15 protein-coding genes and 3 pseudogenes are annotated in these 18,283 nt (G+C 72.5%); 8 read left to right on the forward strand and 10 right to left on the reverse strand.

Annotated elements, in window-relative coordinates:
• Positions 1-73: 73 nt before the first annotated feature.
• Positions 74-143 (forward strand): annotated as a pseudogene (locus A3CQ_RS63515) (hypothetical protein); the annotation flags it as partial.
• A gap of 60 nt (positions 144-203) precedes the next feature.
• Positions 204-692: pseudogene (locus tag A3CQ_RS58590) on the forward strand (transposase); the annotation flags it as partial.
• Between the two features lie 488 nt (positions 693-1,180).
• On the opposite strand, the gene A3CQ_RS0150580 reads toward A3CQ_RS58590, so the two are convergent.
• Together A3CQ_RS0150580 and A3CQ_RS0150585 are read right to left on the reverse strand one after the other, a co-directional pair.
• Positions 1,181-2,179: a helix-turn-helix transcriptional regulator gene (locus A3CQ_RS0150580; protein WP_020518643.1), complete on the reverse strand. Its 999-nt coding sequence runs from the start codon at positions 2,177-2,179 to the stop codon at positions 1,181-1,183.
• Positions 2,176-3,120 carry an oxidoreductase gene (locus A3CQ_RS0150585; RefSeq protein WP_020518644.1) on the reverse strand — a complete coding sequence of 315 codons (945 nt, stop codon included), beginning with the start codon at positions 3,118-3,120 and terminating at the stop codon, positions 2,176-2,178. The genes A3CQ_RS0150580 and A3CQ_RS0150585 overlap by 4 nt, the downstream gene beginning before the upstream one ends.
• A 260-nt stretch (positions 3,121-3,380) precedes the next feature.
• Here A3CQ_RS0150585 and A3CQ_RS0150590 point away from each other — a divergent pair, with 260 nt between their 5' ends.
• Genes A3CQ_RS0150590 through A3CQ_RS0150605 form a run of 4 tightly spaced genes read left to right on the forward strand, consistent with a single transcriptional unit; the run spans position 3,381 to position 7,864 of the window.
• Positions 3,381-3,641 (forward strand): hypothetical protein, encoded by a 261-nt coding sequence (locus tag A3CQ_RS0150590; protein ID WP_020518645.1) that lies wholly within the window; start codon positions 3,381-3,383, stop codon positions 3,639-3,641.
• 4 nt (positions 3,642-3,645) lie between these two features.
• Positions 3,646-4,518: a hypothetical protein gene (locus A3CQ_RS0150595; protein WP_020518646.1), complete on the forward strand. Its 873-nt coding sequence runs from the start codon at positions 3,646-3,648 to the stop codon at positions 4,516-4,518.
• Between the two features lie 17 nt (positions 4,519-4,535).
• Entirely contained in the window at positions 4,536-7,172 is a 2,637-nt protein-coding gene (locus A3CQ_RS0150600) for an FtsK/SpoIIIE domain-containing protein (protein WP_026207121.1), read from the forward strand.
• Positions 7,169-7,864, forward strand: a complete 696-nt coding sequence (locus A3CQ_RS0150605; RefSeq protein ID WP_020518648.1) for a hypothetical protein — start codon at positions 7,169-7,171, stop codon at positions 7,862-7,864. Before A3CQ_RS0150600 ends, A3CQ_RS0150605 begins: the two co-directional genes overlap by 4 nt.
• Positions 7,865-8,008: 144 nt before the next feature.
• On the opposite strand, the gene A3CQ_RS0150610 is transcribed toward A3CQ_RS0150605, so the two are convergent.
• Together A3CQ_RS0150610 and A3CQ_RS0150615 are read right to left on the reverse strand one after the other, a co-directional pair.
• Positions 8,009-9,214 (reverse strand): cupin domain-containing protein, encoded by a 1,206-nt coding sequence (locus A3CQ_RS0150610; RefSeq protein ID WP_020518649.1) that lies wholly within the window; start codon positions 9,212-9,214, stop codon positions 8,009-8,011.
• 18 nt (positions 9,215-9,232) lie between these two features.
• A pseudogene (locus tag A3CQ_RS0150615) lies at positions 9,233-9,505 on the reverse strand (BatC protein); the annotation flags it as partial.
• A 79-nt stretch (positions 9,506-9,584) separates the two neighbouring features.
• On the opposite strand from A3CQ_RS0150615, the gene A3CQ_RS0150620 reads away from it, so the two are divergent.
• Positions 9,585-10,325 (forward strand): DUF72 domain-containing protein, encoded by a 741-nt coding sequence (locus A3CQ_RS0150620; RefSeq protein ID WP_040434398.1) that lies wholly within the window; start codon positions 9,585-9,587, stop codon positions 10,323-10,325.
• Here the strand turns inward: A3CQ_RS0150620 and A3CQ_RS0150625 are convergent.
• From A3CQ_RS0150625 to A3CQ_RS0150650, 6 genes are all read right to left on the reverse strand, one after another.
• Positions 10,300-11,172, reverse strand: a complete 873-nt coding sequence (locus tag A3CQ_RS0150625; RefSeq protein ID WP_020518652.1) for a DUF72 domain-containing protein — start codon at positions 11,170-11,172, stop codon at positions 10,300-10,302. The genes A3CQ_RS0150620 and A3CQ_RS0150625 overlap by 26 nt on opposite strands.
• Before the next feature lie 67 nt (positions 11,173-11,239).
• A complete protein-coding gene (locus A3CQ_RS0150630; protein ID WP_020518653.1) occupies positions 11,240-11,656 on the reverse strand; it encodes a TraR/DksA family transcriptional regulator in 417 nt (138 codons plus the stop codon).
• A gap of 166 nt (positions 11,657-11,822) precedes the next feature.
• On the reverse strand, positions 11,823-12,455 hold the full coding sequence (locus A3CQ_RS0150635) for a nucleoside/nucleotide kinase family protein (protein WP_020518654.1): 633 nt from the start codon (positions 12,453-12,455) through the stop codon (positions 11,823-11,825).
• Positions 12,456-12,465: 10 nt separating this feature from the next.
• On the reverse strand, positions 12,466-13,020 hold the full coding sequence (locus A3CQ_RS0150640) for a winged helix-turn-helix domain-containing protein (RefSeq protein ID WP_026207123.1): 555 nt from the start codon (positions 13,018-13,020) through the stop codon (positions 12,466-12,468).
• A gap of 332 nt (positions 13,021-13,352) precedes the next feature.
• A complete protein-coding gene (gene secA2, locus A3CQ_RS0150645; RefSeq protein WP_020518656.1) occupies positions 13,353-15,644 on the reverse strand; it encodes an accessory Sec system translocase SecA2 in 2,292 nt (763 codons plus the stop codon).
• 36 nt (positions 15,645-15,680) lie between these two features.
• On the reverse strand, positions 15,681-17,414 hold the full coding sequence (locus A3CQ_RS0150650) for an ABC transporter ATP-binding protein (RefSeq protein ID WP_020518657.1): 1,734 nt from the start codon (positions 17,412-17,414) through the stop codon (positions 15,681-15,683).
• A gap of 120 nt (positions 17,415-17,534) precedes the next feature.
• Between A3CQ_RS0150650 and A3CQ_RS0150655 the strand changes: the two genes are divergently transcribed.
• Entirely contained in the window at positions 17,535-18,269 is a 735-nt protein-coding gene (locus tag A3CQ_RS0150655) for an ATP-binding protein (protein WP_020518658.1), read from the forward strand.
• Positions 18,270-18,283 lie beyond the last annotated feature (14 nt).

Below are 18,283 nucleotides of genomic sequence, written 5' to 3' on the forward strand. Positions count from 1 at the left end.
GGTTGCGCGAGCATCTGGAATCGGCGAGCCCTGATCTGCTGCGGGAGATGGTGAAACCTCCGCCGACCTGCTGATGTCCACCGAGGCCGACGCCCTGCGCGGCGCCCAGTACGGCGAACGCAGCCCCGAGCGAACGAACTCACGCAACGGCTACCAGGCGCGGGAATGGGACACCCGGGCCGGCACGGTCGAGCTCGCCATCCCGAAACTGCCGCACCCACTACCTGCGCAACCTCCTGGCAAAGGTGCCCAAATCCGCGCAGCCGTGGGTAGCCACCCTCGTTCGCACGATCTTCGATCAGCCCGACACCGACGCCGTCACCGCGCAGTTCACCCGGGTGCTGGACATGATCGGCGAACGGTTCCCCGACGCCGCCGAACACCTCGACGACGCCCAAAAGGACATCCTGGCGTTCACCGCGTTCCCCACCGAACTCTGGCGCCAGATCCGCTCGTACAACCCTCAAGAACGCCTGAACAAAGAAATCCGCCGCCGCACCGACGTCGTCGGGATCTTCCCGAACCGGGCCGCGATCATCCGCCTGGTCGGCGCCGTCCTCGCCGAACAAACCGACGAATGGACCGAAGGCAGCCGCTACATGGGCCTCGACATCCTCTGCAAAGCCCGCCTCACACCACTGGCCATCAGCCAAGACACCGAACCAGCCGAACCCGCCGAGATCGCCGCATAGCATCAACCCACACGGATCGGCGATGACCGACTCTTACACCACGCCAGCGAACGTGACCCCCCGCCCTCACCCTGTCTAGTTCGCTCCCTTTGCTCTGCTCACACAGACGCGCCGCTCTGCTCACATAGACGCGCCGCTCTGCTCACACAGACGCGCCGCTCTGCTCACACAGACGCGCCGCTCTGCTTACAGGGACGCGCCGCTCTGCTTACATGGGCGCTCGGCGGTGCCCACCTGCGGGCGAGTGAGTGGCCGGGGTGGGCTTGCCATGGCCGGGCCGGGCCTGGTCGCGCGGCGTGCGGGCCGTCGCGGTTGGCGGGTGGCCGGGCTGGGCCTGCCATGGTAAGCGACGCGCGACCACCCACCCGGCCGGGCGGGCCGCACCCATCGCAACCACGCAGGGGCCCGGGCCATGGCAGGCCACGCGCGACTACCCCACCCAGCCGGGCAGGTCGCAGCGGGCGCAAGCAGGCACGGTGGCACGAACCTCAGGAGGTGGCGGCGGCTCGGGCCTGGTGGGGGGTGGTGCCGGACCAGCGGTGGAAGGCTCGGTAGAAGGAGCTGGGCTCGTCGTAGCCGAGCAGGAAGGCGATCTCGGCGATGGTGACGTCGGGGCGGTCCAGGTAGTGGCGGGCCAGGGACAGGCGGGTCTGCTCGAGGACGGCCTGGAAGGTGGTGTCCTCGTCGGCCAGGCGGCGTTGCAGGGTGCGGGGGCTCAGGGCCAGGCGGCGGGCTACGGCAGGGGCGCTCGGCTGGCCGGCGGGGAGCAGTTCGAGGAGTGTGGCGCGGACGCGGTCGGTCGTCGACTCGGGGCGGTCGAGGTCGGCCAGGCGGCGGCGTAACTCGGGCTCGAAGAACTGCCACATCTCGTCGTTGGCGGTGAGGAAGGGGCGGCGGGCGTCCAGCGCGCTGAAGGTCACGGTGACGGACGGCGACGAGGTGAGGGGGACGCCCAGCAGGTTGCGGTAGGTCTCGGCGGCGGCGCCGGTCGGCGGGGTGGGCATGGCGATGCGCAGTGGTACCACGCGGGTGCGGGTGCCCAGGCGGGCCAGGCCGACGATGAAGGCCAGCTCGTAGGCGAGCAGGCCGGGCGGCGGGGGCGGGTCGGGCGGCCAGTCGACGGTGAGGCGCAGGCCCTCGGGGACGGTGTCGACGTGCATGACCAGGGGGCCGATCAGTCGCTTGTGGACGGCCAGGCGCTCGGCCGCGCTGGTCAGGTCGGGGCTGCACAGGGCGGCGAACAGCGGGGGCTGGAAGGCCTCGGTGCCGACCCGCTCGGCGAGGGCGGCGCCGATCGCGGGATCGCCGGAGACCTCCTCGAGGGCGCGCCACAGCCGGTAGAACTGGTCCCTCGTCAGGCGCACCTGCTGAGCCAGGAACAGATCGCCGGGCAGGCCCGCCGCGCTCAGGACGGCGGCCGCGGGCACGCCCAGGTCGGCCAGTGAGGCCGCGGTCGACGGGCTGAGGGCGAAGGGCCCGGTTGTCACGGGCGGCTCGCGGGCAGGGTGGAGGTCACCTCTATATCCAACCCCGTCAGGTCACGGGAGACCGCCCACAGGGTGGCGATCGCGCGGTCCGAGCCGGGGCGGATCAGGCGGCGGCGGACCGGCGGGCCCGCGGACGTCCAGCGCGGACCGTACATGGTGCCGCCCTCGGCCCGGGGGTCGGTCGCGGCGCGCAGCTCGCACAGCGCGCCACCTTCGACGGACATGCCGATCCGGCGGGTCAGGGCCAGGAAGAAGCCGCCCATCGCACCGCCGCCGCCCTCGGCGACCGTGTGCGACTGCAGATCGGAGTTGGTGAGACCGGGATGCGCGGTCAGGGCCCGCGCGGGCACGCCGGCCGCCCGGAAGCGGCGGTCCAGGCCCTGGGCGAAGTGGCGATTCGCGAGCTTCGAGTTCGAGTACGCCCGCCACGGGTCGTACCGCCGGTCGAGGAACGGATCTTCCGGGTTCAGCGGGCGGCCCATGTGCTGAGCGCCGCTGGTCACCGTCACCACCCGGGCGGCGGGGGCGCGCAGCACGGCCGGGAGCAGGTGGGCGGTGAGCGCCCAGTGGCCGAGGTGGTTGATGCCGAGCTGGGACTCGAAGCCGTCGGCCGTGCGCCGCTGCGGCATCGCCATCACGCCGGCGTTGTTGATGAGCAGGTCGACGATCGGGTGCGCGGCGAGAATCCGGCGGGCCGCCCGCTCGACCGACGCCAGCGAGCCGAGGTCGAGCTCGACCAGCTCGACGGAGGCGGTGGGGTGAGCGGTCAGGAGGCGGTCGCGGGCCGCGGCGGCCTTCGCCTGGTCGCGGGCGGCCATGACGACGTGGGCGCCCCGGCCGGCCAGGGCGGTGGCGGTGGCGAGACCCAGGCCGCCGTTGGCGCCGGTCACCACGGCCACCTTGCCGTCCTGCGGGGGAATGTCGTGCGAGGTCCAAGACATGACTCGACGCTACGAGCGACGGCGCCCCCGGCGCAGTGGCGGAAGACGCCAGTCCTTTAGCAGATCGCGCCACGGATCACTCAGTCTCACTCCCAGTCGGATCAACGACACCTCGGCCCCGGTAAGGACCGGTACGACGATCCTTCGGAAAAGGGTCCGTACCGTCCCGCTCGCAAATGGGGTAGCCGGGACGGCGAGGCAGGAAGGGGGCAGTAGTCTGAGGGCCGTAGTCGGGTTCAGCACAGCAGGAGGCTGCACGAGTGGCCAGTGTCGCCGAGGTCAAAGCGGCCGTCGATGCCGCGCTCCAGCAGGTCAGCGAGGGGCAGGCGGCGATACAGGCGGCGCGGGAGAAGCTGGGCGAGGCTCAGCAGAGCCTGGCGGCGGCGCTCGACGGGAGCGGGAGCGATGCGGTGAGTTCCGCGCACGCCTCGCTGTCTCAGGCCGACCAGCAGCTCGAGGAGTGCATGGGCGCGATGGCCGTCGCCGTCGACCAGGCACAGACCTACACGGCCAACCTCTGACGCGATGTCGCTGATCCAGGACCTCGGCGCCCAGGTTCGCGCCGCCTCCGACGAGTTGCCCACCGGGCTGGTCACGGTGGCCATGGAGAAGCTGCGCGGCGCCACCGAGATCCTCATGTGGGTGCGGGAGGCCTCGCAGGACCCGATGGGCGTGCCGCAGCTGGGCAACGCGACCGAGTCGGTCGAGCGGGCCGCCGCCGCGCTGCGGCTGGCGCAGGACTCCATCGCCACCTATCTGGCCGGCATCGGGCTGACCGCCGATGCCGCCGCCGCGCCGGACAAGGACTGGAAGGCGGGACTCGAGCGGCCGGAGGTCAAGGCCGAGACCGCCGAGGGCCCGCCGCCCGGCGAGAAACTCGGGCCGTGGTGGCAGCAGCGGGTCACGCAGCTCACCGGCGAGCCCGCGCCCCAGGAGGAAAAGCCTCCGTCCACGCAGGACACCGCCGAGCTGCTGCGCCGGGTCGCCTCGGGCGTGCGGGCCGGCGACAAGGCGAAGGTGGGCCGCGACCTGCACGACGCGAGCGCGGCGACCGGGCTGGGCCTGTCGGCGATGACCTCCCCGGTCCTGCACCGGCTCGCCGGCGACCTGCTCGGCCATGAGCCGCGACCCGACGACGTCGAGCGGCTGCGCACGGCCTCGGCCGGTCGGGTGCGCTCGCTGCTGCCGGGCACCTCGCCGGCGGTGCTCGAGACACTGCTGGCACGCATCTGCCGGGCACCGGTCAAGGGGCAGCAGCCCGCCGGGCATCCGGCGGACAGCGCCGTCACGGCCGGCGTACTCACCGGCGTCCTGCTCGCCCGGCTCGGCCGCGACGCGTCGTCGCTCGACCCGGATGCCCCCGACCCGTTGCGCCGCGAGGCCGCCGACGCCCGATGAGAGCGTGCTGACACCCCATGGCTGAGTCGACCGCACAACAGGTGATGGACATCCGGGCGGCGCTGTCGCACGCTCTCGGCGCGGCCGCGAACGCGCTGGCCGGTGCGCAGGCGGCGCACGAGGCCGCGGCCGAGCGCCGGGAGCGGGTGGTGGCCGCGGCGATCGCCCGCCGCAAGAAGGTGGCCGAGACGCTCGACGCCCGGCTGCACGAGATCGACGACCAGCACCGGCGTGACCTGTCCGCGTTCGCCGGGGCCGCCGCCGGGGCCGCCGACCGGGCCGCGCCGGGCGCCGCCGGCGACCCGTGGGACGACTGGCAGCCGACGCCGCTCGACAAGGCGGCCGAGCTGCGCGTGGGCCGGCTGCTGCTGCCGCACCCCGAGGAGGTTCCGGCGCTGGTGCCGTTCCTCGACCGGGGACACATCGTGGTACGCGGCGACCGGCGCAACGGCGACGAGGTGGTGGCCGGGCTGCTGCTGCGCGCGCTGGGCACGGCGGCACCCGGAGCATTGACCATCACCGGGTACGACCCGGAGCACCTCGGCGGCGGACTGGCCCGATTCGCGACGCTGGCGCCGGCCGGCGTGCTGAAGTTCGTCGGGCCGGGCGGCCTGGCCGTCCTGCTCAACGAGCTGGTCGACGAGGTACGGCGGATCAACGAGACCGTGCTGGCCGGGGAGTACACGTCGCTGCGCGAGCTGGCCGCGGCGACCCACCGGCGGCCGGAGCCGTGGCGGGTGGCGGTGCTGCTGATGGGATCGGGCGAGCTGGGCCGGCCCGAGCAGACCCAACTCCAGCGGCTGCTGCGGACCGGAGCCGCCGCGGGCGTCCACCTGATCATCCAGGGGCTGCCGGTGGAGGCGGGCCCCGGCATCGAGTTCATCTCGGCCGCCGACGGCGACCGCGCCCACATCAGCAGCGCGGGTGCTCTCCCCGTACGGCTGGATGGTGGTCCGCCGCAGGCGGTGGTGGCGGCGACCTGTCGCCGGATCGCCGAAGCTGTTGCGGCGGGGCCGGCGCCGGTGGCCTTGGACAGTCTGCTCCCGCAGCAGCTGTGGAAGGAGAGCTCGGCGACGGGGCTGACGGCGCCGCTCGGGGACAGCCCGCAGGGCGTGCCGGTCACGGTGACGCTGAGCGACTACCCGCCGCACGCGCTGATCGCCGGGCCGTCCGGAACCGGCAAGACCAACCTGATCTACGCCTGGATGGGCGCGCTCGCGGCCCGCTACTCCCCCGGCGAGCTGGCCTTCTACCTGCTCGACTTCAAGGAGGGCGTGTCGTTCGCGCGGTTCGCGCCGGGCCGGCGGGACCCGAGCTGGCTGCCGCACGTACGGCTGGTCGGCGTGAACGTCAACACGGACCGTGAGTTCGGGCTGGCGCTGCTGCGGTTCCTCGGCGAGGAGCTGCGCCGCCGGGCCGACGCCGCGAAACGGTCCGAGGTGACGAACCTGGCCGAGCTGCGCGCCGAGGATCCGGACGGCTCGTGGCCACGGATCGTGGCGGTGGTCGACGAGTTCCAGGTGCTGCTGGCCGGGCGCGACGCCGTGGCCACCGAGGCGGTCGACCTGCTCGAGGACCTCGCCCGCCGGGGCCGCTCGCAGGGCATCCACCTGATCCTGGCCAGCCAGGACGTCTCCGGCATCGAGGCGCTGTGGGGACGGCCCGCGCTGGTCGCGCAGTTCTCGCTGCGGATAGCGCTGCCGCGGGCCCGCCGCATCCTCGCCGAGACGAACACGGCGGCCGAGTCGCTGCCGCGCTACCACGCGGTGGTGAACGCGGACTCCGGCGCCACCGAGGCCAACAAGATCGTACGGGTGCCGGCTGCCGGCGACCGGGACCGGTGGAACGCGCTGCAGCACCGCCTGTGGCGCAGCCGGCCGGAGGGGCAGGGCCCGCCGCGGCTTTTCGACGGCGACGTCCGCCCCCGGCTGATAGACAGCCCCGACTTCCGGCGGCTCGCCCCGGCCGAGGGGTCGCCCGCGCCGGTGATGCTGCTCGGCGAGACCATCGACGTCCAGGCCCGGTCGGCGCGTACGGTGCTGCGCCGCGCTCCCGGGCGGAACCTGGCCGTTCTCGGCACTCGGACCGAGGAGGCGTGCGCGGTGCTCGCCACCGCCGGCCTGTCCCTAGCGGCGCAGTTCCCGCCCGACGGCGCCCGCTTCTCGCTGCTCTGCCTCGACCAGGACGCCCGCCCCTACGCCGCCGACCTCGAGGCCGAGCTGCCCGAGCCCAAGGGCCTGTTCTCGGCGGAGAACGCGGACTGGCTGCTCGAGGACGCCGCGGCCGAGGCCACCGCGTCCTGGCCGGCCGACCGGCCGCACTTCATCCTCATCTACGCGGCGGACGCGCTGCCCGGCGGCAAACCGGCCGCCGACCAGTTGCGGACGATCCTGCGGCAGGGCCCGGAGCGGCGCATCCACGTGCTCGGCTGGTGGCGCGGCGCCGGTCTGCTGCGCGACGCGCTCGGCGGGCCCGCGTCGCGCACCGACCCGATCGGCGCGTGGGTGGCCCTCGATGTGCACGGCAGCGAGCTGTCGCCGTACTATCCCGGCGCCGGCGCGCCGGCCTGGTACCCGCGGCCATGGCGGGCGCTGCATTTCGACCGCTCGGTGCATCGAGGCACCGAGGTGATCATCCCCTACGGACACCAATGAGCGACGTTCAACCGGCCGATTTCGAGACCGCCGACTACCGCAGCGTGCTGCGGCGGCTGACCACCCTGGACGAGGAGGCCGCGGACCTGCGCGCCGAGGCGAAGCGATGGCACGACGGCCGTGTCGCCGCCGCCGACCAGGCCGTGCACCAGGCCGATGTGGACCTGAGAGCCGCCGCGACCGCGGCCGAGCAGGCGCAGCGCGACCTCGAGGAGGTGGACGCGCGGGCGGCCGGGCTGTGGGCCGACTACGTGCACAAGGTCGGGCCGGTCGCCGAGCGCTACGGCCGGACGATGCCGGCCGCGGCGATCCCGCGCCAGCGCGACGGCCGGAACGCCGGCGACTACCTCGAGGAGGTGGCGGCGAAGGTGAAGTACATCGCGCCGCCGAAGCCGATCAACTTCGGGGTGAAGCTGATGTTCGCGCTGTTCGGCGTCGCGGGCGGGCTGGCCGGGGCCGGCGCGTTCCTCGGACTGCGGCGGGTCGCCGGGACTCAGCAGACCGGCACCTGGCGCGACGCGCTGCCGGTGGTCGCGCTGGTCGTGCTGCTGGCCTGCCCGGTGCTGGCGGTGGTGGCGGCCAAGAAGGTGGCGGACCGCCGCAGCGTCGGCCTGGACGCGGCGACGGTGGCCACGGTGCTGGTGGCCGGCCTGGTCGCGGGCGGGCTACTGATCGCGGCGGTCGGCCTCTAGGACGGCGTCACGACTGATCGCGGCGGTCGGCCTCTAGGACGGCGTCACGACTGATCGCGGCGGTCGGCCTCTAGGACGGCGTCACGACTGATCGCGGCGGTCGGCCTCTAGGACGGCGTCACGACTGATCGCGGCGGTCGGCCTCTAGGCGGGCGTCACGACGGCCTCGCCCAGGAGGCGGCGGACCAGCACGAGGCTGTCGTCGAGGGGCAGGTCGCCCACGCGGACCGGGTCGCCGACCAGCAAGATGCGCAACGCCGGTCCGCAGGAGGCCGGGAAGCGGATCGTCTGGCCGACCGTGTTCAGCACGACCTGCTCGTCCTCGTCGGTCAGCCGCCACCGCAGACCGTCCCGGAGTGCCACGACCGACTCCGGGGTCAGGGCGTCCGCGAAGCCGAGCTGGGCGAGCGGGGAGATCGGGGCGGGCCGGGCGGCCGGCCAGTCGCGGGCGGCCAGCCGGTCGGCGACATCGGCCGGGGCGGCCTCGGCGAGCCAGTCGCGCAGGGCCTCGACCGTCTCGGTCAGCTCGGGCTCGATCGCGACGGGGTCGGTGACGTCCAGGCCGAACGGGAGTGTCGCGCGCAGCCGGGCGTCGTCGGCGGCCATCGTCAGGAGTTCCTCGACCAGCGCGTACCGGGTGAGGGCCCGGACGCCGATCGTCAGGTGCAGCGAGCGGGTCTCCTGCGCCTCGGCCGAGTGCAGCCAGCCGCGTGGCAGGTAGAGCGCGTCGCCGGGAACCAGCGCGACGTCCATGGCCGGCTCGCCCCGCGCGGTGGCGGAGACCTCGCCGGCGTGGCCGCCCCAGGGCTGGCGGTCGAGCGGGTCGGCGAGGACCGGCTCGTGGATCCGCCAGCGCTTGACCCCCTCGACCTGCAGCACGAAGACGTCGTGGGTGTCGTAGTGGGTGCTGAAGCCCCGGCTCTCCGGCGGGGTGAGGTACGCGTTGACCTGCAGCGGACGGCGCAACTCGGCGCCCAGTTGGCGGGCGAAGTCGATCAGCGGCGGCCAGATCCGGTGCAGGCCCTGCAGGACCAGGGTGGCGCCGCCGGCGTACAGGCGCATGACCTCGTCGTCGATGATCTGGTCGGCGATCTCGGCGCCGGCGCCGCCCCCGCCGGTGAACCGGGCCGTGGGCAGCACCTTGCCGTGCTTCGCCACCCGCAGGAACGGGGTGCGCAGGCCGCGGCGGCTGAGCAGCTCGTCGACGGCGTCCGCCGAGAGCAGGTCGGTGAACGGGCCGGTGTGCGAGAGCAGCGGCGCGCTCCCCCAGTGGGCGGCGAACTTGGCGGGATCGAGGGCGACGCAGCGGGCGAGCGCCGGGCGGTCACCGCCCGGCGCATCGGAAGTCATGCCCGGGCCCGCTCAGGCGGCCGGGCCGTCGGCGCCACCGTCGTGGCCGCGGGGGTTCGCCCCGCCGTCGGCCGGGCCCTCGCCCGACGCGCCGCCGTCCGCACCGCCGTCGTGCCCGGCCGGATTCGCGCCGCCGTCCGCGGGACCTTCGCCCGTGGCGCTGCCGTCCGCGCCGCCGTCGTGCCCGGCCGGGTTCGCGCCGCCGTCCGCCGGGCCCTCGCCCGAGGCGCTGCCCCCGGTCGAGCCGGAGAAGGCGCCGCTGGTGGTGATGTCGTCGTCGCTGAGTGGCATGCGAAGCTCCTCATTGTCGTAAGACTCCCCGCATACCCGGAGTTGATCGTGCGAAACCGGGTATCCCGTGACCGTGCTCATGGTCGGGACCTCGGGATGGCAGTACGCGGACTGGCGCGGCCGACTGTATCCGGCCGGGCTGGCCCAGCGGCTCTGGCTGGAGCGCTACGCCGAGGAATTCACCACGGTGGAGATCAACAACGCGTTCTACCGGCTGCCGGAGCGCAAGACGTTCGAGCAGTGGCGGGAGCGTACCCCGGACGACTTCGTCGTGGCGGTGAAGATGAGCCGGTACCTGACCCACGTGAAGCGGCTGAAGGAGCCGGAGGAGCCGGTCGCTCGGTTCCTCGGGCGGGCAAGCGGGCTGGGCGAGAAGCTCGGGCCGGTGTTGCTGCAGCTCCCGCCGACGCTCAAGGGGGATCCGGAAGCGCTGGCCAGGACGCTGGAGCAATTCCCGCACGACGTACGGGTGGTGGTGGAACCCCGGCACAAGACGTGGTTCACGGACGAGACGCGGGACGTGCTCACGAAGCACGGCGCGGTGCTGTGCTGGGCGGATCGGCGGGGCCGGCCGCTCGGCCCACTGTGGAATACCGGAAATTTCGTGTATGTCCGGCTGCACGAGGGGCGGGCAAAGCCGTGGCCACGGTACGGGCGGGCGGCGACGGCCCGCTGGCTCGATCGCGTGGACGGGTGCTCCGAGGCGTACACCTATTTCAACAACGATCAGGGTGGCGCGGCCGTCGAGGATGCAAAGGCGCTGGTGGCGATGGCCCGCCGCCGAGGCGTCGAGGTCAGTCGGAGTCCAGCAGCTCGATGAGGGTGGACGCGTTCCGCTGGGCGTAGTCCGAGTAGCAGTTGTTCATGAACACCTGAACTTGTCCCGCTTTTTCGGACAAATCCTGCAACTTGGTCTTCCAGCTCGATAGTTCGGCCCGAGAGTACTCGTAGCCGAATTTTTCGTGGATGTCCTTGCTGGTCCACTTGTCGGAGTGGCCGTGGAAGCGGACGACCGACAGGTCGGCGGTGGCGGCGACGATCGGCGGGACGGACGACTTGTGCCCCTGCGGCATGTCGACGCAGACGAACGGCAGCTCGTGCGCGCGCAGGAAGTCGAGCGTCTCGGTCTGGTTCGCGCCCTCGAACCAGGACGCGTTGCGCAGCTCGAACACCGGCCGCAGCGGCTTGCAGCGCTCGGCCACCTCGACCATCTGCTCCTTGTTCGAGCGGCGGATGCCGAACCACGGCGGAAACTGAAAAAGCACGGCTCCGAGCTTCCCGGCCTGGGCGAGCGGGTCCAGGGCCGCGAGAAATCGGCTCCAGATCTCGTCGTACGCCCCGGGCGACAGGTCACCGGGATAGACGTTCTTCTTCTCCGTCTCCGGTCGAAGATCCTTGTAGATGGCGGACACCTTCGTCGGATGCCCGGTCAGCAGGCTGAAAGCCTTGATGTTGAAGGTGAAGCCCGGCGGCGTGCGCTGCGCCCACAGTTTCGTGGTCTGCTCGTTCGGCGGGCCGTAATAGGTCGCGTCGACCTCGACGATCGGGAACTGGCGCGCATAGTAGGCGAGCCGCTTCTCGGGCGTGTCGGCCGACACCGGGTACCACCCGGACGCCAGCAGCGTCCGGTCGGTCCACGAGGCCGTCCCCACGACGATCGAGCCCATGCGATCACGCTAGTCCGGATGTGACGGGTCCGCCGCCCTCCGAGGCGGCGGACCCGGGTGGCCCGTGTCAGCTGGCCCTGCGCTCGCGCACCTGCTTGCAGTTGACGCACGTGGTGGCCGAGGGGAAAACCTCGAGCCGTTCCACCGGGATCGGGTTGGAGCACCCCTCGCAGTTGCCGTAGGTGCCCTCGTCGAGCCGGTGAATGGCGTGCTCGGCCTGCGTCCGCCTGTCCAGCAGGGTACGCAGCAGCGACGTGGCGGCGTCGCGCTCGGCCGTCTTGGATCCGCTGTCGGCCTGGTCGTCGCCGGCGGCGTCGCCGATCTCGACCAGCCGGAGCTTGTGGCTCTCCGCGAGGGCTTCTTCGTACTCGGTGCTGGCGTCGTCGAACCGGCCCCGCAGGATCGAGCGGATCCGCTCGACCTCCTCCGGCGTACGGCCCTTCGCGGCACCCTTGCCCGTGATCACCGCTCCATTGACGAGCATGCGCTCCCCCTGCCCTTCCTCTGCCCCTGCCGGCGGGTCCCCCGAGGGCGCCCCATCGCACCGTGAGGACGCCTGATACCCGCCGCCGGAGATCCCAAACTGGGGTCTCCGCTAAAAAAGTAACCGGAGCATAACTGTCAGTGGTCGACTCCGCCACAGACTCGCGTCACCAACGTTGCTCGACCATCGCGGGACGCTTCGCGTCGTCGACCCGCAGGACCACGTCGGCGAAGCCGGCCGGGCCGACCTCGTCGGCGTACCGCAGGTAGGCGGGCAAGGTCCACTGCTGGTCAGGCGGGGTACGGCGGCGCAGGGCGGCCGGGGAGAGCTCGAGATGCACGGTGAAATCGAAGGCCAGGCCGCCGCCCAGCAGCAGCGGGCCGCTCACCAAAATGATCGTCCCCGGGGCCAGCGCGTGGTAGGAATCACGCGCCGAGCGGTCGGTCCCGGCGTTCCAGAGCCGGGTCAGGATGTGGCCGTCGCCCCCCGGCCCGGCCCGGTCGAGGACCTCGCGGGCGAGCCCGGCCTCGTCGAACCAGCCGGCGTAGAACGAGTCGGGGTTCTCCCGGCCGAACTCCAGGCGCAACGAGGCGGGCCGCAGGAAGTCGGCGGTGTCGACCCGTACCGCCGGACGCCCGCGCAGCCGCAGCGGGTCAACCAGGGCGTCCGCGAGGCGCCCCGGCTCGGCGCCCGGCGGCCCGTCGATCGCGACCCGCAGAAAACCGCCTGGCTCGCGAGCCGCCAGCGAGTCGGCCAGCTCCTCGACGAGGTTCTCGACGGAGACCGGACGCACGCGCACGCCCGGAAGGCTACTCGTGCGGCTGGACCACGATCCGGGCCTCGTCGGAGAGGCGGTAGCCGACCCCGTAGACGGTGGTGATGACCGGGAGGTTGCCGCCGAGCTTGAGGCGCAGCCGGCGGACGTGGACGTCGACCGTGCGCTCGCCGGTGTGCTCGTAGCCCCAGACGCCGGCCAGCAGCTGGCCGCGGGTGAACACCCGGCGGGGACGCTCGGCGAGGAACAGCAGCAGATCGAACTCGAGGCGGGTCAGCGGCAGCTGCTCCCCGGCGAGCAGGACCTGCCGGGTGCCGGTCAGCAGCCGCACCTCGGGGCCGGACGGCAGGTCGTCGCGCTCGGCGGGCGCCAGGGCGGGCTCGACGGTGATCGTGCCCTGGCTGATCTCGACGAGCTCGCGGACCGCCTCGATCAGCCGGTGGGCCTGCGGGGTGAGCGCGTCGGTGGTGAGCGGGATGGCGACGGTGACGGTCAACGCTGGGTCGGCGGGCCGGCGAGGTCCGGACGCTCCGCGACCCGGACCGGTGACATGGCGATTGACACGAGGCGACAAAGCGCTGACCGGCATGGTGAAAGAGCCCCCTGGAAATTGCGTGGTCGGTAACCGTATACGACCGATCACCCTCCGTTAATCGCGGAGAATGTTTCCGCTGATGCCGTTGCCGGGTCAAGACAGCAACCACACTGTGGGAAAATCATTCCACATCGGCTTTGACCGAGGGAAATGCATTCTGGGAACGGATTCTGTCAGCTTGTTTAATCATTGCCGAACTGAGAAGAGCCGTTCTGCCAGGCCACGGCGCATGTACGGGCAATTTTGAGACTATCGCCACATCACATTTCTTTGGAGAAGCAAAAATCCCGCGTGACGCCGTACACGTCACGCGGGATCGTCGAAAATCAGTTTCCGCCGGTCAGGCGGCGTCCCACGGCGGCGATCAGCCGGTCCAGCTCGGAACCGAACGGGTTGTCGTGCACCAAATAGGTCCAGGTGGCGCTCGGGCGCACGATCTCGGCCCGCTCCGGCTCCCAGCCTTCGCTCAGGTCGGTCTCCTCGAACGTCGCGATCGTGCGCGCCTCGACCTGGGTCAGCAGGTTCTGGAAGGCGGGCACGGCCGCGCGGTGGAACTCGTCGAGCGGGTCGAGCTTGCCCAGCGCGCGCAGGTGCACGCCCTCGCGCACCTCCTGCAGCTCGGCCAGGTGCTCGGCCCAGAGCCGGTCGAGGTGGAAGAGAGCGATCGCCCGGGCCGCGTCGGACAGCACGTCCTCGTCGGTCTCCTTGGCCTTCTCCGGCGAGCGCTCGAGCAGCATGATCGCCGCGATCTCGGAGGTCAGCAGCCGCTCCCGGCGCTCGGCGAGCTGGATGCGCTGCTGCTCGATGACGACGCTGTAGCGCCAGGTGTTGCGGTGGATCTCGTGGTTGACGCCCTCGGCGACGCGCTGGGCGTGCTCGACCGCGTACTCCACCTGGTCGTCGTGGACGACGCCGTCCATGTCCATCCGCGGCGAGCGCGGCAGGATGTCGCCGGCGTGCCGGACCACCAGCTCGTCCTCGAGGCTCACGAAGAAGACCGAGCCACCGGGGTCGCCCTGCCGGCCGGCGCGCCCGCGGAGCTGGTCGTCGACGCGGCGGCTGTCGTGCCGGCCGGAGCCGATCACGTAGAGGCCGCCGAGCTCGACCACCCGGTCGCGGTCGGCCTCGTCGCTGCCGCCGAGACGGATGTCGACACCGCGGCCGGCCATCTGGGTGGAGACGGTGACGGCGCCGACCGCCCCTGCCTCCGCGATGATCGAGGCTTCCTCGGCGTCGTTCTTGGCGTTCAGCACGTTCGACGGGATGCCCGCGGCCGCCAGCTGCTTGGCGAGCAGCTCGGACGCCTTCACGTCGAGGGTGCCGACGAGCACCGGACGGCCCTTCTCGTGGGCGATCTGGATCTCCTCGACCAGGGCGCGGTCGCGGTCCTCGTGGACCGAGTAGATGCGGTCGGGCTCGTCCTCGCGGATGTTCTCGGTGTTCGGCGGGATCACCGCGACCTCGAGCTTGAAGTACTCCCGCAGCTGCTCGCCGACGTGCACGGCGGTCGCCGTCATGCCGCAGACCGTCGCGTACAGGGCGATGTAGGCCTGCACGGTGATCGTGTCGAGGACCTCGCCCTCGGCGGTGGCGCTGAGCCCCTCTTTCGCCTCCACGGCGGCCTGCAGGCCGTCGGGCCAGCGGCGGCGCTGGGCGACCCGGCCGCGCATCTCGTCGATCAGCTCGACGGAGCCGTTGCGGACGATGTAGTCGACGTCGCGGCGCAGCAGGGCCTGGGCGTGCAGGGCGACGTTCACCGCCGACAGGTGCTCGACCTGGTCGTCGGCGTACAGGTCGATGCCGCCGAGCTTCTCCTCGATCTTCTTGAGGCCGGTGTCGGTGAACGCGACGCTGCGGCCGTCGTCGGCCACCTCGAAGTCCTTGCCGGGACGCAGGTCGCGGACCAGCTCGGCGGCCTCGTGCACCGGGTCGCTCTCGGTGGTGATCGAGCCGGCCAGCACCATGGGCACGCGGGCCTCGTCGATGAGGATCGAGTCGGCCTCGTCGACGATCGCGGTGGCCAGCTCGCGCTGCACCCGGTCCTCCACGTCGGTGACCAGCTGGTCGCGCAGGTAGTCGAAGCCGGCCTCGCTGACCGAGACGTAGGTGACGTCGGCCAGGTACGCCTCGCGGCGCTCCTCGTGGGTGGACGCCTCGGTGACCCAGCCGACGGTGAGGCCGAGCAGCTTGTAGACCGGCTCCATCCACTCGGCGTCGCGGCGGGCGAGGTAGTCGTTGACGGTCAGGACGTGCACCGGGCCGTGGCCGAGGCGGACGTGACCGTAGGCGGCGATGGTGGCCGTGAGCGTCTTGCCCTCGCCGGTGGCCATCTCGGCGACCTTGGCCGAGAGCAGCGCCATCACGCCGAGCAGCTGAACGTCGTACGGCCGCTGCTCGAGAGCCCGCCACGCGGCCTCGCGGCCGATCGCGCAGAGCTCGGTGAAATCCTTCGCCTCGCCGGCGGCCTCGGTCAGCGCCTCGTCGTCGAGCTCGCGCAGCGCCTCCTCACGAGCTTCGATCGCCGGGAGCCGCTTGCGGAACGGCGCCAGGTCGACCGTCGTGCCCGGACGCTGCAGAAACTTGCGGAACCGGCCCTTGAGCCGCGTCGACACACCCATGGCGCGCAACGGTACTTCATTTAGCTGAGAGCCGTGTCACGACACCAGCAGCTGATGGGTAGCCAGCTCGCGGTAGAGCGGGCTCGCGTCGAGCAGCTCGTGGTGCGGGCCGGCCGCCACCACCCGGCCGTCCTCGACCACCACGATCCGGTCGGAGTCGACGACGGTGGAGAGCCGGTGTGCCACCACGATCAAGGTCCGGCGTTCGGCCGCCGTCGCGATCGCCGCGCGCAGGGCGGCCTCGTTGCGGGCGTCGAGGTTGCTGGTGGGCTCGTCGAGCAGCAGGATCGGCGCGCCGGTGAGCAGTGCGCGGGCGATCGCCAGGCGCTGCCGCTCGCCGCCGGAGAGCAGCACGCCGCCCTCCCCCACCTGCACGCCCAGCCCCTCGGGCGACCGCTCGGCCAGCCCGCCGAGGTTGACCTCCTCCAGGGCGGCGATCAGCTCGGCGTCGGTCGCGTGCGGGGCGGTCAGCAGCAGGTTGTCGCGCAGCGTGCCGGCCAGCACCGGGGCCTCCTGCTCGACGTAGCCCAGCTGGGCGCGCAGGGCGTCGCGGGGCAGGTCGCGCACGTCGTGGCCACCGACCCGCACGGTGCCGCCGGTGACGTCGTAGAAGCGCTCGATCAGTGCCAGGATCGTCGACTTGCCGGCGCCCGAGGGCCCGACCAGCGCTATCCGGCTCCCCCGCGGCACCTCGAAACTGACGTCGTGCAGGACGAGACCTTCGCCCGGGTAGGCGAAGGAAACCCCGTCGAACGTGACGGCTGGGGTGGTGGTTCCGCTTGCTTCGGGCGTACGCGTGGAGTCGCCGGCTTTCTCGGCGGGCAGAGCGAGCATCTCCTCGATCCGCTGCAGGGCGCCGAGGCCGGTCTGCAGCTGGGTGTACGCGTGCAGGGCCTGCCCCAGCGGCATCGCCAGGAAGAACAGGAACAGGATGAACGCCACGAGGTCGCCCACGCCGATCGCCCCGGAGGCCACCCGGGCCCCGCCCACGCCGAGGACGACGAGGAACGCGCCCTGGATCGCGGTGTCGGCGGCCGGGCCGACGGTCGCCTCGAGCTTGGCCAGCCGGACACCCGCCGCGTACGCCTGCTCGGCGCCCTCGGCCACGGTCGCCGCCTCGCGCTCCTCGGCCCGGCCGGCCCGGATCGTGCGGGCCGCCGAGATCGCCCGCTCGACCGCCGAGGTCATCTCGCCGAGCCGGGCCTGCGCCTGCTCGGAGAGGCCGCGCACCCGGCGGGAGGCGAGCATCGCCACCGACAGGCCCACAGCCAGGGCGGCCACCGCCACGGCCAGCAGCAGCGGGTCGAGCACGGCCATCGCGATCAGCGCGCCGCCGACCATCACCACGCCGGTGACGATCTCGAACAGGCCCGAGGTGACCACGGCCCGCAGCAGCGTCGTGTCGGCGCCGACCCGGGAGAGCAGGTCGCCGGTGCGGCGGTGGTCGTACTCCGCGATCGGCAACATGAGCAGGTGCCGGGCGAGGCGGCGGCGGGTGGTGAGCACGACGCCCTCGGCGGTGCGCTGCAGCAGGTAGTCGCGGAAGCCGCGCAGGGCCGCGCCGATCAGCAGCAGCGAGACCAGCACCGAGACCGGGCCGGCGATCGGGCGGCTCGCGGTGACGCCGTCGAGCACCCGGCGCACCAGCAGCGGCTGGAGAAGTGCCGCCCCGGCGGCGGCCAGCGAGAGCACGGCGACCACGGTGAGCGTGCCGCGGTAGCGATTCAGGTAAGGCGTCAGGGCTCGCAACCCGACCCTGCCGTCGACCATGGCATCGAGACTACCCACGCGACGCGAGCAACGGCCTTAGGTCAGACGTTTGGCCCGCTCGGGGCCAGGGCACCAGGAGGGCACAATCGAGACGCCAGCGAGCACGGGAGGGGGCGGCGGGTGCCCAGCCAGCTCGTCTGCCGGCCGGAGCGGGACCTGCCCGTGGCGGTGCTGCGGGTCACCGGGACCCTCGACCCGATCACCGGGGACGCGCTGCAGCAGGCCGTGCGCCACAGCCTGGCCGCCGAGCCCACCCACCTGCTGCTCGACGTCGCGGAACTGCACGTCGGCGACCCGCTCGGGCTCTCCTCGCTGAGCGCCGTGATCTGCCAGACCCATGACTGGCCCAACGTGCCGATCGTCCTCTGCGCCGCCGCTCCCGAGACCCGGGCCGCGATCGAGGCGACGCCGGAGTGTGCGGACCTTCGCTACGCCGACGACTGCGACGCGGCGCTGGCCGAGTTCGGCGCCGAGCCGTCGCCGCCCCGGGTGCGGGTCCGGCTGCGGCCCGTGCCGGACGCGTGCCGGCAGGTGCGGCAGCTGGTCACCCAGGCCTGCGAGGCCTGGCACCGGGCCGACCTCGCGGCGACCGCGTCCTTGATCGCGACCGAGCTGGTGGCGAACGTGGTGCGGCACGCGCACACCACCATGGAGTTCACCTTCGGCCTGCGCGACGGGCGGTTGAGCATCAGCGTCCGCGACCACAGCCGGAGCATGCCGAAGCCCGCGGAGCCCGGGCTGACGTCGCCGGGCGGGCGCGGGCTGTGGCTGGTGCGGGACCTCACCGAGGCGTGGGGCGTCCTGCCGGTCAGCGACGGCAAGGTCGTCTGGACCCAGCTGGGGGCCGCGATCTAGCCGGTCCTGGCGAT

It is taken from the genome of Paractinoplanes globisporus DSM 43857, assembly GCF_000379645.1.
Taxonomy (GTDB): domain Bacteria; phylum Actinomycetota; class Actinomycetes; order Mycobacteriales; family Micromonosporaceae; genus Actinoplanes; species Actinoplanes globisporus.

Excerpts from the sequence above, each read along its gene's own strand:
- A3CQ_RS0150595 (WP_020518646.1), top strand. The coding sequence starts at position 3,646 with ATGTCGCTGATCCAGGACCTCGGCGCCCAGGTTCGCGCCGCCTCCGAC.
- A3CQ_RS0150630 (WP_020518653.1), bottom strand. The coding sequence starts at position 11,656 with ATGCTCGTCAATGGAGCGGTGATCACGGGCAAGGGTGCCGCGAAGGGC.
- A3CQ_RS0150650 (WP_020518657.1), bottom strand. The coding sequence starts at position 17,414 with ATGGTCGACGGCAGGGTCGGGTTGCGAGCCCTGACGCCTTACCTGAAT.
- secA2 (WP_020518656.1), bottom strand. The coding sequence starts at position 15,644 with ATGGGTGTGTCGACGCGGCTCAAGGGCCGGTTCCGCAAGTTTCTGCAG.
- A3CQ_RS0150610 (WP_020518649.1), bottom strand. The coding sequence starts at position 9,214 with ATGACTTCCGATGCGCCGGGCGGTGACCGCCCGGCGCTCGCCCGCTGC.
- A3CQ_RS0150585 (WP_020518644.1), bottom strand. The coding sequence starts at position 3,120 with ATGTCTTGGACCTCGCACGACATTCCCCCGCAGGACGGCAAGGTGGCC.
- A3CQ_RS0150605 (WP_020518648.1), top strand. The coding sequence starts at position 7,169 with ATGAGCGACGTTCAACCGGCCGATTTCGAGACCGCCGACTACCGCAGC.
- A3CQ_RS0150620 (WP_040434398.1), top strand. The coding sequence starts at position 9,585 with ATGGTCGGGACCTCGGGATGGCAGTACGCGGACTGGCGCGGCCGACTG.
- A3CQ_RS0150625 (WP_020518652.1), bottom strand. The coding sequence starts at position 11,172 with ATGGGCTCGATCGTCGTGGGGACGGCCTCGTGGACCGACCGGACGCTG.
- A3CQ_RS0150640 (WP_026207123.1), bottom strand. The coding sequence starts at position 13,020 with ATGCCGGTCAGCGCTTTGTCGCCTCGTGTCAATCGCCATGTCACCGGT.
- A3CQ_RS0150600 (WP_026207121.1), top strand. The coding sequence starts at position 4,536 with ATGGCTGAGTCGACCGCACAACAGGTGATGGACATCCGGGCGGCGCTG.